The organism is Streptomyces sp. NPDC085927, from assembly GCF_044540975.1.
Taxonomy (GTDB): domain Bacteria; phylum Actinomycetota; class Actinomycetes; order Streptomycetales; family Streptomycetaceae; genus Streptomyces; species Streptomyces hirsutus.
In genome coordinates this window covers 37,170-52,091 of the sequence record NZ_JBITSN010000011.1, presented here as the reverse complement: position 1 = coordinate 52,091, position 14,922 = coordinate 37,170, and the positions used below count along the sequence as shown (strand labels likewise).

Here is a 14,922-nt window from a genome sequence, read left to right as displayed (position 1 = left end):
TTCACGAGTTGATACAGCCCGTGGTGGGCTGATCACCGACAGTGCATAACGTAAGCGACGTTTGCGACTTTGGACAGTCAAAACACCCATGTGCGTAATTTTCCTGTGAAGAAGCACGTCACAGGCCTGCCACACACGTGTCGAGCGGTCCAGGAGCGTGTCCGTCCCGGTGCCCCGAGCGCCGGGTTCCTCCTCGTGGAGCCGGGCCGGGGCCGCCTCACGCGTACCGGTAGATCCGGCCCACGTCCTCCAACTCGTCCGGTGTCACGTCCCACGGCGGCAGCTTCTCGTGCCGTGCCACGACCCGGCGGTGCTGCTCGTCGTCGGGGCCCGGCGGTTTCGCGGGGAGGTAGCGGGTCCCGTCGTGCCGGCGCTGCCAGCGGTACCACTGCAGATCGACGAAGGCGTGGTGCAGCCAGAAGACGGGGTCGTTGACGGAGGCGGCACCGAGCATGGCCCCGCCGACCCAGCGGTGCACCCGGTTGTGGTTGCGCCAGGACACGCTGCCCCGGCCGGTGCCCCAGCCCTCCAGCCTGTTGCGGAAACCCCGCGTGACCGTCGAGTCCCAGGGGCTCACGTCGTAGACGGGGTCCTTCAGCGCCCGCTCCAGGTCGCTCGTGGTGGGCAGCTCGATCGGGTCGCGGCGGCGGCCGAGGTCCCGGGTGAGGAACCCTCCGTCGGTCACGCCCACTTCGATGGTCCAGTCGCCCTGCCGGTACGCGAACGGCCCCGTCATCACCTGCTGGTCGGAACGGCGCCCGTCACCGCCGAGGAAGTCCGCCGTCCACGGGGTGGAGGCGGCCGTGCGGTCACGGGTCCAGTCCCAGTACGGCAGGGTCACCGACGGGTCCACCCGGCGCAGGGCGGTCTCCAGGTCGAGCAGGAACCGGCGGTGCCAGGGCAGGAAGGAGGGCGCCATGTGCGCGGTGCGCAGTCCGCGCTCGCCGTCGGAGGAGAAGTACGCGAGGTGCGTCCGTACGAACTCGTCGTACTCGCCCCGCCGTTTGACCTCCAGCAGCGCCTTGACGAACCGTCGCCTCTCGGCCGCCGTGAGCGTGCCGGCGTCCTTACGCACGTACGCCATGCCGGTCCTCCCCGTGCGCGTGTCCCGCACTCCCCGGCGCAGACGCCGCGTCACGCAGCCGCTCGCCGGGGCCGAGCGCGTCGACGGCCGCGCGGGCGGCCTCGAGCGGCGTCCGGTAGGAGCAGTAGTGGTCGACCGTGCTCAGCCAGCCGCCGTCGGCGCGGCGCATCAGAGGCAGGGGGCGGCCGTCCACCGTGACGTGCCACCGGCCGTCCTCGGCCGCGGTGCGCCCTGGCGTCCACATCCCTCGGATGCGACGACCGCGGTAGGTCCGCTCGAAGGCGAAGGCGAAGGCGGTGTCGCCCGAGGGGTCCGTTTCCGCGGGTCCGGGGCGCGGAGACCGGAAGGCGGCGAGTACCGGCGCGAGGGCGCCGGCGAGGGCGCCGGCCCGCAGACCGCGCGCCACGTCCCGTCGTGTTCTGTCCGCCGGTCCGGGCGGCGCCGGGCGCGGCGCCGCGTCCTCGGCGCCCATGGGCGCCGGGTCGATGGGGACGTTCATGATCCACTCCTTGTCCGAACGGTTGTCGCTGTTCCAACCGTCGGACCTGCCGTGTGGTCACCTCCGCGCGGCGGGAGGGAACACACGAAGTCGGCCCCCGGTCCTGACCGGGGGCCGACTTCGTACGGCGCGTCTCAGGCGTGCAGCCCCAGATCGCCGCGCACCGGCTTGGCCTGGTTCACCACGTCCGCCGCCTCCTCCGCGGTGCCGAACACCGACGTCCGGGACTCGGTGGCGCTCGACTCGTCCTGCGGCGACATGAGTTCGAAGGGGACCGCGGTGCGCGTGTTCAGGCCGGTGTCGAGGCCGGTGGACGCCAGGTCGATCTCCTGCGCGTACGCGGGCGCGGCCATGCCGGCGGCGATCAGGGACCCGGCAATGACGGCGGCAGCCTTCAGGGACTTCATCATGTTCCTTTCTTCGGCAACGCGGGTCGCCGGAGGGAGCTTTGTGTCGCCGTGCTCAACGATCCTCGGCCGGTGCGGAAACCGGGGGACCACGGATTGACGAGTCGTCATATGAGATCAAACGGGTGACAGCGTCACCCGCGCCGACGGAACGGTGAGCGCGGGCGCCGGGGTCTCCGGTCCGCGCGAGCGGCGCGGTAAGCCTCCGACGTCCCCTTTTCACCTGTACGGCCCCGATCCGCCCGACGAGGCGGCGGGGCGGAACCACCCGGGTGCCACCCCGCGGAGGGCCGGCTTCACGATTCCAACACACTTGTCGGCGTTGATTGAGTTTCGGCAAATTTGTCCGGCTGGTGGCTAGAGTTGCGCCGACGCGCCCCCAGAAGCGGACGCATCGCACTCGTCGTGCTGCCTGCTCCATCCCGGTGGTTCTGCTCGTCGTCGCCGTCCTCGGGCGAGGCTCCGACATCGGCGGCACCGCCGGCCGCGGACGTCGTCTTCACCCATCCGGTCACCGCCACCCGTTCCGAAAGGCTCCGACGGTCATGCGCCATTCCCTGGGTCAGTTGCTTCGCCCTGCCACGGTGGGTGTCCTCGCTCTTGTCGCGATGTGGGCACCCTGCGGCTCCCCCGCCGCCGCTCCGGCCGCGCCGCCCGCGCCGGAAGCGAGCAGTCTCGCGTTCGACCAGCGGTATCACGCGCTCCAGCACGGCGGCATCGTGCGCGCGGCCAACTCCTCCGCCACCTGCCGCACGGCCCGGGCGTCCTCGTGTGCGGACGTGCAGGCGGGCGCGCAGGCGGTGAACGGCGACTTCGACATGTTCTACGTCGACGTCGACCGCGACTCGAACACCTACAACTCCTCCCGCGCGGAGGTCCGCCTGCCCTCCGGCTCGCGGGTGACGTACGCGCGCCTGTACTGGGGCGGCAACCTGCGCGTGGGCGAGCAGAAGCCCTCGGAGGACAACGGGCGGGTCCTGATCGCCGAGCCCGGCGGGGACTACAAGGAGCTCCTCGCGGACACCGTCGTGGGACACGACGTGGCGGACGGCGCGGACGCCTTCCAGGCCTCGGCGGACGTGACCGGGCTGGTGCGGGACAGCGGGCCGGGTCTCTACACCGTGGCCGAGGTCAACGTGGCCGCCGGCCGGTCGGCGGCCGGCGCGTGGGGCGGCTGGACCCTGGTCGTGGCGTACGAGAACCCGGCGGAGCCGCTGCGGCACCTCTCGCTCTGGGACGGCTTCGCGCCGCTGGGGGGCCGCACGGGACCCGAGGTCGGGCTCAGCGGTCTGGACCTCGCGGCGGGCGCGGAGGGCCAGGTGGGGCTGGTGGCGTACAACGGCGACCGCGGCACCACGGGCGACTCGCTCACCGTGACCACCGGCACGCCCGCTTCCACCGCGACGCTCGCCGACTCCGCCAACCCCGCCGGCGACGTCCTGAACTCCACCGTCAGCGGGCCCGCCGGGGCTGTTCCGGCGCGGGTGCCGGCGTATGCCAACACCCTCGGCTACGACTCCGACGTGTTCGACCTCGGAGGTGGACTGCTGCACGCCGGCGACCGGGTGAGCTTCCGGCTCTCGTCCCAGCGGGACGCGGCCTGGGCCGGAGTGCTCTTCACCGCCGTCGACGCCCGGCGATGAACACGCCGTCACCCGTCCCGGGCGCCGTCGCGGGTGAGGAGTCCGGACGCACGGGCCCGCCCCCCTCCGACCGCCGGCCGCGGGTCCTGCACCTCACCCAGCCGGTGGACGGAGGGGTCGCGCGCGTGGTGACGGACCTGGTCCGTACGCAGGTGGCGGAGGGCCTGGACGTCACCGCGGTCTGCCCCGACAGCACACTCGCCCTCCACCTGCGGACGCTCGGCGCGCAGGTGCGGAACTGGCGGTCCACGCGGTCGCCCGGCCCCTCGCTCGTGCGGGAGGTACGACACCTCGCACGGGTGATCGACGAGGTGCGCCCCGACCTGGTGCACGCGCACAGCGCGAAGGCCGGGCTCGCCGGGCGGCTCGCGGTGCGCGGGCGGATTCCGACGGTCTTCCAGCCGCACGCCTGGTCGTTCGAGGCGGTGGGCGGGGTCACCGCGGCGCTCGCGCTCGGGTGGGAGCGATGGGGAGCACGCTGGGCCACGCGGGTGGTGTGCGTGAGCGAGGCGGAACGGGCGACCGGTGTGCACGCCGGGATCGCCGGACGGTGGACCGTCGTCCCCAACGGCATCGACCCCGAGCGCTTCTGCCCGGCCGGCACCGACACCGTGCGGGCCGGGCTCGCCCCGCTCGCCGCCCTCCACCCCGCGACGCCGCTCGTGGTCTGTGTGGGGCGGCTCTGCCGGCAGAAAGGGCAGGACGTCCTGCTGCGGGCGTGGGACGCCGTCGTGCGGCGGGTGCCCGCCGCACGCCTCGTCCTGGTCGGCGACGGGCCGGACGACGACCGGCTGCGCGCGCAGGCTCCGCGGTCCGTGCTGTTCGCGGGAGCCGTCACCGACGCCTCGCCCTGGTACCAGGCCGCCGATCTCGTCGTCCTGCCGTCCCGCTGGGAGGGCATGGCCCTCGCCCCGCTGGAGGCGATGGCCTGCGGGCGTCCCGTGGTGGTCACGGACGTCGACGGCGCCCGCGAGAGCCTGCCGCCGTCCTTCGCCCCCCGTTGTCTGGTACCGCCGGAGGACCCGGAGGCGCTGGCCGGGGCCCTGGCCGGGCTGCTGCTCGACCCGCCGCTGCGCGAGTCGCTCGGCGGCCTGGGCCGTCGGCACGTGCTGTCCGTCCACGACGTGCGGCACACCGCCGAGCAGGTCGCCGACGTCTACCGCGACCTGCTCGGCACCTGGCCCTCCAGGGAGAGGGCAGATCCGCCCCGGGCCGTCGAGCGTGGCGAGGCCCGTGACGCCGGGCAGGGGCAGCCGCTCGACGCGGACTGCTGCTCCGAAGCGGCGAACCGGACCGCGCAGCGCGCCGATCCCACCAAGTACAGGGAGACCATCCGCTCGTGACCGCCGAACACACCGTCACCTCCCCCGGCGTACCGCCGCGGGACCACGGCTCCTCGCCCGTCTCCGTCATGCCGCCGCGCGACACCGCCGGCGGTCTGCGGCTGTCCGGCCCGCGTCCACCGGCGCGGCCGGCTTCGCCCGTACCGCTGCTCCTCGCGGACACCGCCGCGGCCCTGCTGGGCACGCTGACGCTGTCCAGTACCCAGCGGGACGCCCCGCTCGTCGCCCTGCTGATCGGCGCGTCCCTGCTGCTGCGCCTCCGCGGCGACCGGTCGCCGGGGCCGGGGCTGCTGGAGGAACTGCCCGCCGTGTGCGGCCGTGTCGCGGTGGCCTGGCTGGCGTCCGCGGCGTTCTGGGCCGCGTACCAGCCGGAGCACGCGTTGTCCGCCGGCGCCGTGCTGACGGGCCTCGTCCTGCAGTCGGCGGCCGGCGGTGCGCTGCGCGCGGCCGTGCACGGGCGGCGGCGTGCCGCGCTGCGACGCCATCCGCACGCGGCGCTCGTCGTCGGCCCGGCGGCGACCGCGCAGCGCGTGGCCGCCGCCCTGCTGCGCCACCCGGGGTGCGGGGTGCGGCCGGTGGGGATCGTCGCCGAACAGCCGGAGGGCGTCGAGGGCCTGCCGGTGCTGCGCACCGGTGAGGAGGTCGAGCGGGCGGTCATCCAGAACGGGGTGCGGACCGTGCTGGCCGTTCACCCCTCGGTACGCGCCGGACAGGGCCCGCTGCTGCGCGCGCTGGCCGATGCGGGCTGTGCGGTCCGGGAGGTCGACGCCGATTCCCCGCCGTACCCGGCGAGGGAGCGGCTGGCCGGTTTCCCGTGCCGTCGCCTGGATCTGTCACCGGCGCGCCGCGGCAGTGCGGGCAAGCGCGTGCTCGACATCCTCGTGTCGGGGACGCTGCTGCTGCTGGCCGGTCCGCTGCTGCTGGTGTGCGCGCTGACGCTGCGGCTCAGCGACGGGCGGGGCGTGGTGTTCCGGCAGGAGCGCATCGGCAGGGGCGGAGAGCCGTTCACGCTGCTGAAGTTCCGTACGCACCGGCCGGTCGACGAGCACGAGTCGGCGACCCGGTGGAGCGTGGCCAACGAGAACGAGATGCGCCGGTTCTGCCGCATGCTGCGGCGCACCTCGCTCGACGAACTGCTCCAGCTGTGGAACGTGCTCCGCGGCGACATGAGCCTGGTCGGGCCGCGTCCCGAACGCCCTTACTTCGTCTCCCAGTTCAGCCGGACCTACCCGGGTTACGCGGCCCGTCACCGGATGCGGGCCGGCATCACCGGCCTCGCCCAGGTCCACGGCCTGCGCGGCGACACCTCGATCGAGGACCGCTGCCGGTTCGACAACGCCTACATCGACGACTGGTCGCTGTGGCAGGACATCTGCATCCTGCTGCGCACCGCGGTCACGCTGGTCCGTCCGACGGGGAGCTGACCGACGTGAGCCTCGCTCCCGCACCGCTCCCGTCCCTGCTCCCCCGCCGGGCCGCCCGCCTGGTGCCGGTGCTGCCCCTGGTGGCGCTGCCCGCCCTGCTGGCCCTGCCGGTGACGCACGACGGAGCGGGGCCCGCGGACGTGCTCTCCGGGCTGGTGGTGGTGTACTGCGTGATCCGCCTGCTGCGCGAGCGGCGGCGTCCGCTGTCGCCCGCCGCGGCCGTGGTGCTGGGCCTGCCGGTCGTGGGGCTCGCGCTCGCCGCGATGGGGGCGTCCTCGCCGGAGGCCGGCCTCACCGGACTGGGCCGCTATCTGCAGGTCTTCGTGCTCGTCCCGGCGGCCGTACTGATCCTGGTCCGCGACCGCACCGACTTCCGGGTGCTGGCCTGGTCGTTCGTGGGCCTCGCGCTGTGGCAGGGGGCCGTCGGCGTGCACCAGTACGCCACCGGGACCGGTGCCTCCTACCAGGGCGAGGACGTCCGGGCGGTCGGCACCTTCGGCGCCCATGACGTGATGGGCATGGCGACGGCGGTCTCCCTCGGCCTGGTGTGCGCGGTCGGGATTGCGCTGGGCCGGGCAGCGGTGTGGCAGCGGGTGACGGCCACCGGATGCGCCGTGGCCCTGCTGCTGCCGCTCGCCCTCTCCTTCAGCCGGGGCGCCTGGATCGCGACCGCCCTGACGTGCACCGTGCAGCTGGCCCTGACCGGGCCGCGGCGCACGCTGAAGGTGGCCCTGGCCGTGGCTGCCGCGGGCGTGGTCCTGACCGGCGGGTTCGGCATCGGCACGGCCCAGTTGCAGGAGCGGATCGACAGCATCGCGCAGGTCGGCGACACGCCCGACCAGTCGGTCGTGGACCGGTACGCCCTGTGGGCGTCCGCCGGCGGCATGTGGCGCGAGCAGCCGCTGACGGGCGTGGGTCTGAAGGGCTTCCCCGAGTACCGCGACGGGCACGCCACCCTGGCGCTGTCCTCGGGCAGTGACATCGAGGGCGCGGGGACGGAGTACCGGAAGCAGGAGCTGCTCTCGCCGCACAACATGTACCTGCTGGTGCTCAGCGAGCAGGGCCTGATCGGGCTGCTCGCCCTCGCCGGCGGCTGGCTGGCGCTGCTGGTGGGCGGGGGGCGGAGGCTGCTGCGCGTCCGGGCGCGCGGCCGCGGACGCGTGCTCGGCGACGGACCGGAACCCGGCCGGGAGCCGGCACTCGACTGTGGGCTCGTCGCCTGCGGGCTGCTGCTCTGGATGCTGACCGACTTCGTGTACGGCGACATCGGCGGCCCCTCGACGATGCTGATCGCCCTGAGCCTGGGACTCGCGGCGTGGTGGGCGCTGGCCGGCGGCGAGCACCGTCACGCCGTGCCGCGGGGCGCGGTACCGGAGCGTGCCGAGGGGGTCGCGGCGCGATGACGGTGGTGCCCTCGCAGAGCCCCGCCCCCGACACCGACGGGGACACCGACGGGTCGGCGGCCGTGCCCGCGGCGCGTGCCGTCGCGCCCGCCGGGCACGACACCGGCCAAGCCCCGGTCCCGGGCTCGGCCCCGGCCTCAACTTCCCGGAAGTTCCTCGCCCGTGCCGCGCTCGTCACGGCGTCGCTGTCCATCGCCGGCTCCCTGCTCGGCCTGGTGCGCGACCAGTCGCTGGCGCGGCTGTTCGGCGCCGGCAGCGACACGGACGCCTTCCTGGTCGCGTGGACCGTGCCGGAGATCGCCGCCACGCTGCTGATCGAGGACGGGCTGGCGATCGCGCTGATCCCGGCGTTCAGCATGGCGCTGGCCCGGCGTGCCCGGGGCGAACCGGGCGACCCGGTCCGCGCCCTGGTCGCCGCCACGCTGCCCCGGCTGTGCCTCGCCTTCGCCGCGACGGCCGCCCTGGTCGCCGCTGTGGCCCCTTTCCTGGTCCAGGTCCTCGCACCGGGCCTGCCCGATCCCGGGCTGGCCGTCGACTGCACCCGGCTCACCGCGATCAGCCTGCTGGCCTTCGGGATCGCCGGCTACTGCAGCGCCGCCCTGCGGGCACACCGCCGCTTCGTCGCGCCCGGGGCGATCTACGTCGCGTACAACACCGGCATCATCGCCGCGATGTTCCTGCTCGGCCGTACATGGGGCGTGCGCGCCGCGGCGGCCGGGGTGGCGGTGGGCGGCTGCCTGATGGTGCTGGTGCAACTGCCGTCGCTGTGGCGGCAGCTGGCGTCGCGCACACCCGCCGTCGGGGGGACGGCGGGCGACGCGCAGGAACGGCCGGTCCGGCTCGCCCTGATCGCCGCCGTCCTCCTCTTCGCGCTGTGCCGCCAGTCGCAGGTCCTCGTCGAACGCTTCCTCGCCTCCTCCCTGCCCTCCGGGGCCATCTCGCACCTGAACTACGCGCAGAAGGTCGCCCAGATCCCGATGACACTGTCGCTGATGGTGTGCACCGTCACCTTCCCCGTGGTGGCGCGGGCGCTGGCGGACGGGGACACCGAACGCGCACGCGACCGCGTGGAGCGGGATCTGGTGCTGTCCTCCTGTGTGGTGCTGACGGGCATGGGCGCGGTGATCGCCTGCGCCCCGCAGATGATCGAACTGCTCTTCCAGCGCGGCGCGTTCACCGCGGGCGACACCGAGGCGACCTCGGACGTCATGCGCGTGTACGCCCTCGGGCTGCTGGGGCAGACCCTGGTGGGGGCGCTGGTCCGCTCGTACTTCTCGGCGGGCCGGCCCAGCTGGTACCCCCTCGCGGTGATGGCCGCGGGCATCACCGCCACGTCGGTGATCGGTGCCGTCGCCGTGCGCCCCTGGGGGGTGGCGGGGATCGCCGCCGCCAACGCGTTCGGCATCACCGTCACGGCCGTCCTGCTGCTGACCGGTCTGCGAACGTCCCGGCGCGGCAGCCCCCACGGTGTTTCCCTCCGGGTCCGGCCGGTCCTGGCCGAACTGAGCAGGCCGGTGCTCGCCGCGGTCGTCGCCACCGCCGCCGGGGCGTTCGCCGCGAGCCGGTTCGCGTCCCCCGTCGCGGGTCTCGCGGCCGGCGTTCTGAGCGTGGCCGGCGTCTTCGCCGCGCTTTCCCTGGCCCTGGGCGTCCAGGGCTCCGCATCCGCAGTGCGCTCCGTGCGCACCGTCACACGAAGGCTCACCCATGGCCGCTCCCATTGATTCCGTCGACTCCGTCGATTCCGCCGGTTCCTTCGGCACCGGCAGACTCCCCGCCGCGCCGCCGGGCCCTGTCCCGTGGGTGGCGATGTACCACTCGGTGGGCGACTGCTCGGACGACCCGTACCGCATCACGGTCACGCCCGAGCGGCTCGAGGGGCAGCTGGCCTGGCTGCGCCGGCGGGGGCTGCGCGGCGTGTCCGTGGCCGACCTGCTCGCCGCCCGCGCCCGGGGCGACGGACGGCGCCTGGTCGGGCTGACGTTCGACGACGGGTACGCCGACTTCGTCACCGAGGCCCTGCCGCTGCTGCGCCGCTGGGACTGCGGCGCCACGCTCTTCGTCCTGCCCGGGCGGCTCGGCGGCGAGAACGCCTGGGACCCGCTCGGCCCGCGCAAGCCGCTGCTGACCGCGGCCGGCATCCGGTACGCGGCGGCCGAGGGCGTGGAGATCGGCTCGCACGGGCTGACCCACGTCGATCTCACCCGGGCGGACGACCTCACCCTCGAGGCCGAGGTGGCCGAAAGCCGCGAGCGGCTCGCGGAGTTGACCGGTGCCCGGGTCGACGGCTTCTGCTATCCGTACGGCACGGTCGACGCCCGCGCCGTACGGGCCGTGCGGGAGGCGGGCTACGCCTACGCCTGTGCCATCGACCCCGGCCCGCTGACCGGCCCGCACGCCCTGCCGCGCGTGCACATCGGCCAGAACGACACGGCGTGGCGCCTGGGTCTCAAGTACCGGCTGCACCGGCTGCGCCGGCGCCCGGTGGAGGGCCGGTGAGATGAGGGCTCTGCACATCATCACCGGCCTCGGCGTCGGCGGGGCCGAGCAGCAGTTGCGTCTGCTGCTGCGTCATCTGCCCGTCGACTGCGACGTCGTGACGCTCACCAATCCCGGCGCGGTCGCCGAGGGCCTCAGCGCCGACGGTGTCCGCGTCGTGCATCTCGGCATGGGCGGCAACCGTGACGTGACCGCGCTCCCGCGGCTGGTCCGGCTGATCCGCTCGGGCCGCTACGACCTGGTGCACACGCACCTGTACCGGGCCTGCGTCTACGGCCGGCTCGCCGCGCGCGTCGCCGGGGTCCGCGCGGTCGTCGCCACCGAACACTCCCTGGGCGACTCGCAGATGGAGGGCCGCCGGCTGACGGCGGGGGTGCGCGCGCTGTACGTCTCCAGCGAGCGGCTCGGTTCGGCGACGGTCGCCGTGTCCCCGGCGGTGGCCGACCGCCTGAAGCGCTGGGGCGTGCCCGCTCCCCGTATCGAGGTCGTCCCGAACGGCATCGACCTGGAACGCTTCCGTTTCGAGGCGGAGCGGCGCGCGCGCACCCGCCGCCGCCTCGGTCTGCCGGAGGGCGCTTTCGTCGTGGGCGGCGTCGGCCGGCTCGTCCCCGGGAAACGGTTCGAGGTCCTGGTCCGGGCGCTCGCCCGGCTCCCGGACGACCACTGGCTGCTGCTGGTGGGCGGCGGCCCCGAGGAGCACGCCCTGCGCCGTACGGCCCGTGAGGCCGAGGTGGCCGACCGGGTCCTGTTCACCGGCGAGTGTCCCTACGCCGCGGACGGCTCGCCGGGCCCCGACCTGCCGTCGCTCACCTCGGCGATGGACGTACTGGCCTCCCCGTCCCTGGAGGAGGCCTTCGGCCTGGCGGTCGTGGAGGCGCTGGCGTCGGGCCTGCCCGTGGTCTACGCCTCCTGTCCGGCGATCGAGGACCTGCCGCCGTCGGCCGCGGCCGGCGCCCGGCGCGTGCGGGGCGGCCCCGAGGCGTACGCGCGGGCGATCGCCGGTGTCCGGGCGGCGGGTCCCGTGCCACGCACCGTCCCGGAGGTCGCGCACCGCTACGGCATCACCCGCAGCACCGACCGTCTCATGAACGTGTACGCGACAGCCGTCTCCCGTTCTTCGTCGTCCCCCTCCTCTTCTCTGGGAGCAAGCTCTTCATGACCGACACTCCGACCCGCCGGCTCCGTCTGTTCCTGGCCCGTGCCGGGAGGTTGCCGGCCTGGTCCGTGATCGCGGCCGGCACCCTCGCCGGCTGTCTGTCCGGCGGCGCGTACGGCCTGTTCACCTCCACGACGTACACGGCCACCAGCTACGTCGTCGCCGTACCGACGGCGACGTCCACCCCGGAGTCCGCCCGTGGTTTCGCGCAGGCCTACGGACGGGTGGCCACGCAGCTCGCGGTGCTCGGGGACGCGCAGGTGTGGGCGGGCGTGCCGGTGCGGACCCTGCAGGACAGCGTGCGCACGGCCACCTCGCCGGACGCGCCGATGGTCGCCGTCTCGGCCACCTCCTCGCGCCCCGACCTCGCCGTCGACATGGCCAACGCGGTCTCCCGCGCGCTGACGCAGCACGCGGAGAAGACCAGGAGCAGCACCCAGGTCCGGCTCGTGCAGTTCTCGCGTGCGGTGAAGCCGAGCAGGCCGACGTCCGCCTCGCCGGCGCTGACCACTCTGGTGGGGGCCGGCGCGGGCGGGCTGCTGGGCGGTCTGGCGCTGCTGGCCCGCCCGCGGCGGGCCGACGGGGACGAGGCCTCCGCCCCCGCCGCCGCCTCGGTGCCCGGTCCCGCCACCGCCGCCGCTGTGGGCGGACAGCGGTGACGACGGCGAGTCCGGCCGGGCCGGCTGCGGCTGCGGCGGGTACGCGATCACCGGCCGAAGGGGAGGCAGAGCTTCCCGCCGAGCCAGACCTCCACCCTGCTGCCCAGCTCCAGCGGCAAGCAGCCCACCGGGGGCGGCGGTGCGGTGGGGACGGGTGGCACAGGCGTGGGCACCGGTGGCACCGGGGGAACCGGGGGGACCACGACGTCGCGGCCGGAGAGGACGGACCGGTAGTGGCGGGACGAGGCCGGGTTCTGGTCACACCGCCACACACCGTGCGGGCAGTAGTCGGTCAGCGTGTTGTACAGCGGCTTGTGCTCGTCCATCCAGGCGAGCATGCGCCGCATGTACTCGGGATTGTCGCCGTTGCGGAAAAGCCCCCATTCGGGATAGGAGACGGGTTTGCCGTGGGCTTTCGCGAAATCCACGTGCGCCTGGAGTCCGTAGGGTTCCTCGACCTGTTCGTCGAAGGACATCCCGGCCGGCTGGTCGTAGGAGTCCATGCCGATGATGTCGACCGTGTCGTCCCCCGGGTAGCACTGCGTCCAGGGCACGGCGTCCCGGCCGCGGCTCGGCGTGAAGTCGAACCGGAACTCCTGGCCCGGCACCGCGCGCATGGTGGTGACGATCCTGTTCCAGTACGTCTTCCAGGACTCCGGGTCCGGTCCGCACCGGTGGGTGTAGGTGACGCCGTTCATCTCCCAGCCGAGCACGAGGACCGTGTCCGGTACCTTCAGCCGGACCAGCCGTTCGGCCAGCGCGCGGAAGTGGTGGTCGAACTCCCCGGCCGCGCCCCGCCGCAGCAGTTCCCGGACCTCGCGGTCCGGGACACCCTCCTCGTTGCGCTCCTGCAGGGGCACGTTGAGGACGAACGTCCGGTCGTCCTTCTCGTTGCGCCAGCGCGCCCACGCCTCGAGGAAGCGGACGTCGCCCTCGATGTCGCTCCAGTGGTTGCCGGGCAGGTAGGTGTGGCCGACGCGGAGTTCGGCGCCGCCCAGCCAGCGGCTGAACTGTTCCATCCGGGCCACGCCCCGCTCGTCGGAGCCGAGGAAGGCGCCGAAGGGCGGACCCTGCGCGCCCGGCACCGGGGCGGCCGGGGGCCTGACGGCCGGGACCGGCGGGGTGGTGGCCGACGGGACGGTGACCGACGGCGTCAGGACCGGCGGCAGGGGTGCGGGCCGCTGGACGAGGTCCGGGAAGGCGGCCGCGGACGCCGTCGGGTCCGGCGCCGGAACGCGAGCATCACCGGTGCTCTCCACCCCCGCCGCGGGACCGGACATCAGGGCTGCCGACACGGCCATCGCCACCGCGCCCACGACCAGCCCGCGGACCCGGACACGTTCGTGCTGTGGGGCCATTCCTGCTCCTGTCTTCGCTCTCTTTTCCGGCCTTCCGAAATTCTGAGCTTCTGACCTTCCGCCTCCGGACTCATTATTGACGAACAGTCATCCGAAAGTCAGTCACAAGAATCCCTATGGTGCCACCGCCATTGCGGCTTTCGAGTGCCATGCTCGCCCGTGCGGGTGAGCGAATTCAAAAAGAAAGAGACAATTCGTGCCGCTGCTCGACACCCGAGTCCCCGCCGTGATTCTGCGGGTCGACCGGAATCCCTTCCATCACGGAACGCTGGGGGCCGTGCGTTCGCTGGGCCGGGCGGGAGTGGAGGTGCATGTCGTCGCCGACGAGTCCCGGAGCCCCGTACGCAGCTCCCGCTATGTGCACCGGCTGCACACCCCGCCGCCGCCCGGAGCGTCCGCGGACGACATCCTCGCCGTGCTGCGCCGTGTCGCCGACCGGATCGCGCGTCCTGCCGTCCTGGTCCCGATGGACGACGCGAGCGCGATCGCCGCGGGGCGCCTGCGGGACGCTCTCACTGCCTCCTACCTGCTGCCGGAGATGCCGGGCACACTGCCCGAACGCGTCGCCGACAAGGCGGAACTGGCCACCGTGTGCGCGTCGGCGGACCTTCCGCACCCGGAGACACTCGTCCCCGACAGTCCGGAGCGGGCGGCCGCCGACGCGACGCGGCTCGGGCTGCCGGTGGTGGCGAAGTGGAGCCGGCCCTGGCTGCTGCCGGCCGGCAGCGGGCTGCGCAGCACGCTGCTGGTGCGCTCCGCGCAGCAGGCCCGGGAGCTGCACCTGCGCAGCGAGGAGGCGGGCAGCCCGCTCCTGCTGCAGGCGTATCTGCCGCCGGGCCCGAACCGGGACTGGTTCTTCCACGGCTACGCCGACCACTCGGGTGCCGTGCGCGCCGGCGGACCGGGCGTCAAGCGGCTGGCCTGGCCGCGGGGTGCGGGGCTGACCGCGGTGGGCTGCTGGGTGCCCAATCCGCAGGTGCGGGAGCTGGCCGAGCGGCTCACCGGTGAACTGGGCTACCGCGGCGTCTTCGATCTCGACTTCCGCCGCTGCCACGCGACGGGCCGTTACCACCTGCTCGACTTCAACCCGCGTCCCGGCGCCCAGTTCCGGCTCTTCGAGGACGGGGCCGGACTGGACGTCGTACGCGCCCTGCACCTGGATCTGACGGGCCGTCCGCTGCCGGACGGGGCCCCGGTGGCCGGGCGGGCTTTCGTGGTGGAGAACTACGCGCCGCTCGCCGTGCTGCGTGCGGCGCCGGGCGGACGCGAACTGGCCTGGTACGCCCCGGACGACCGGGCTCCCGGACGGGCGATGTGGTCCCTGTGGGCCCGTCATGTGTCCGGCCGGCTGCGGGAGCGGCTGGGCGGCGGCGTGGTGGCGCCGCCGCCCCCCGTGATCCCCCGGGCGGCCTCCCCCTCCCTGACCGACGACGAGAAAGCGAGCAGTTGA

General features: G+C 74.1%; 13 protein-coding genes. 9 read left to right on the top strand and 4 right to left on the bottom strand.

Going from position 1 to position 14,922, the window contains the following annotated elements:
* Nucleotides 1-217 precede the first annotated feature (217 nt).
* From ACIF80_RS26025 to ACIF80_RS26015, 3 genes are all read right to left on the bottom strand, one after another.
* Complete coding sequence (locus ACIF80_RS26025) at nucleotides 218-1,084, bottom strand: tyrosinase family protein (protein WP_399809068.1); 867 nt, start codon at nucleotides 1,082-1,084, stop codon at nucleotides 218-220.
* The gene (locus ACIF80_RS26020) at nucleotides 1,068-1,583 is read right to left on the bottom strand and encodes a tyrosinase family oxidase copper chaperone (protein WP_399809066.1); all 516 of its coding nucleotides are present in this window, start codon (nucleotides 1,581-1,583) and stop codon (nucleotides 1,068-1,070) included. Before ACIF80_RS26020 ends, ACIF80_RS26025 begins: the two co-directional genes overlap by 17 nt.
* A gap of 134 nt (nucleotides 1,584-1,717) precedes the next feature.
* Nucleotides 1,718-1,993, bottom strand: coding sequence for a hypothetical protein (locus ACIF80_RS26015; RefSeq protein ID WP_399809064.1), 276 nt, complete (start codon nucleotides 1,991-1,993; stop codon nucleotides 1,718-1,720).
* A gap of 542 nt (nucleotides 1,994-2,535) precedes the next feature.
* Between ACIF80_RS26015 and ACIF80_RS26010 the strand changes: the two genes are divergently transcribed.
* From ACIF80_RS26010 to ACIF80_RS25975, 8 genes are read left to right on the top strand one after another with little or no spacing between them, the layout of a single operon-like run.
* On the top strand, nucleotides 2,536-3,633 hold the full coding sequence (locus ACIF80_RS26010; RefSeq protein WP_399809061.1) for a DUF3344 domain-containing protein: 1,098 nt from the start codon (nucleotides 2,536-2,538) through the stop codon (nucleotides 3,631-3,633).
* Complete coding sequence (locus tag ACIF80_RS26005) at nucleotides 3,630-4,976, top strand: glycosyltransferase (protein ID WP_399809058.1); 1,347 nt, start codon at nucleotides 3,630-3,632, stop codon at nucleotides 4,974-4,976. The genes ACIF80_RS26010 and ACIF80_RS26005 overlap by 4 nt, the downstream gene beginning before the upstream one ends.
* Nucleotides 4,973-6,400 (top strand): sugar transferase, encoded by a 1,428-nt coding sequence (locus tag ACIF80_RS26000; RefSeq protein WP_399809056.1) that lies wholly within the window; start codon nucleotides 4,973-4,975, stop codon nucleotides 6,398-6,400. Before ACIF80_RS26005 ends, ACIF80_RS26000 begins: the two co-directional genes overlap by 4 nt.
* Nucleotides 6,401-6,405: 5 nt before the next feature.
* Nucleotides 6,406-7,803: an O-antigen ligase family protein gene (locus ACIF80_RS25995; RefSeq protein WP_399809053.1), complete on the top strand. Its 1,398-nt coding sequence runs from the start codon at nucleotides 6,406-6,408 to the stop codon at nucleotides 7,801-7,803.
* On the top strand, nucleotides 7,800-9,524 hold the full coding sequence (gene murJ / locus ACIF80_RS25990; protein ID WP_399809051.1) for a murein biosynthesis integral membrane protein MurJ: 1,725 nt from the start codon (nucleotides 7,800-7,802) through the stop codon (nucleotides 9,522-9,524). The genes ACIF80_RS25995 and murJ overlap by 4 nt, the downstream gene beginning before the upstream one ends.
* Nucleotides 9,508-10,299, top strand: coding sequence for a polysaccharide deacetylase family protein (locus ACIF80_RS25985; RefSeq protein ID WP_399809049.1), 792 nt, complete (start codon nucleotides 9,508-9,510; stop codon nucleotides 10,297-10,299). Before murJ ends, ACIF80_RS25985 begins: the two co-directional genes overlap by 17 nt.
* Nucleotide 10,300: 1 nt before the next feature.
* Nucleotides 10,301-11,458 carry a glycosyltransferase gene (locus ACIF80_RS25980; RefSeq protein ID WP_399809047.1) on the top strand — a complete coding sequence of 386 codons (1,158 nt, stop codon included), beginning with the start codon at nucleotides 10,301-10,303 and terminating at the stop codon, nucleotides 11,456-11,458.
* A complete protein-coding gene (locus ACIF80_RS25975; protein ID WP_399809044.1) occupies nucleotides 11,455-12,114 on the top strand; it encodes a lipopolysaccharide biosynthesis protein in 660 nt (219 codons plus the stop codon). Before ACIF80_RS25980 ends, ACIF80_RS25975 begins: the two co-directional genes overlap by 4 nt.
* A gap of 47 nt (nucleotides 12,115-12,161) precedes the next feature.
* Here the strand turns inward: ACIF80_RS25975 and ACIF80_RS25970 are convergent, their stop codons facing one another.
* Complete coding sequence (locus ACIF80_RS25970; RefSeq protein WP_399809041.1) at nucleotides 12,162-13,472, bottom strand: glycoside hydrolase family 26 protein; 1,311 nt, start codon at nucleotides 13,470-13,472, stop codon at nucleotides 12,162-12,164.
* 196 nt (nucleotides 13,473-13,668) lie between these two features.
* On the opposite strand from ACIF80_RS25970, the gene ACIF80_RS25965 reads away from it, so the two are divergent.
* On the top strand, nucleotides 13,669-14,922 hold the full coding sequence (locus tag ACIF80_RS25965; protein WP_399809038.1) for an ATP-grasp domain-containing protein: 1,254 nt from the start codon (nucleotides 13,669-13,671) through the stop codon (nucleotides 14,920-14,922).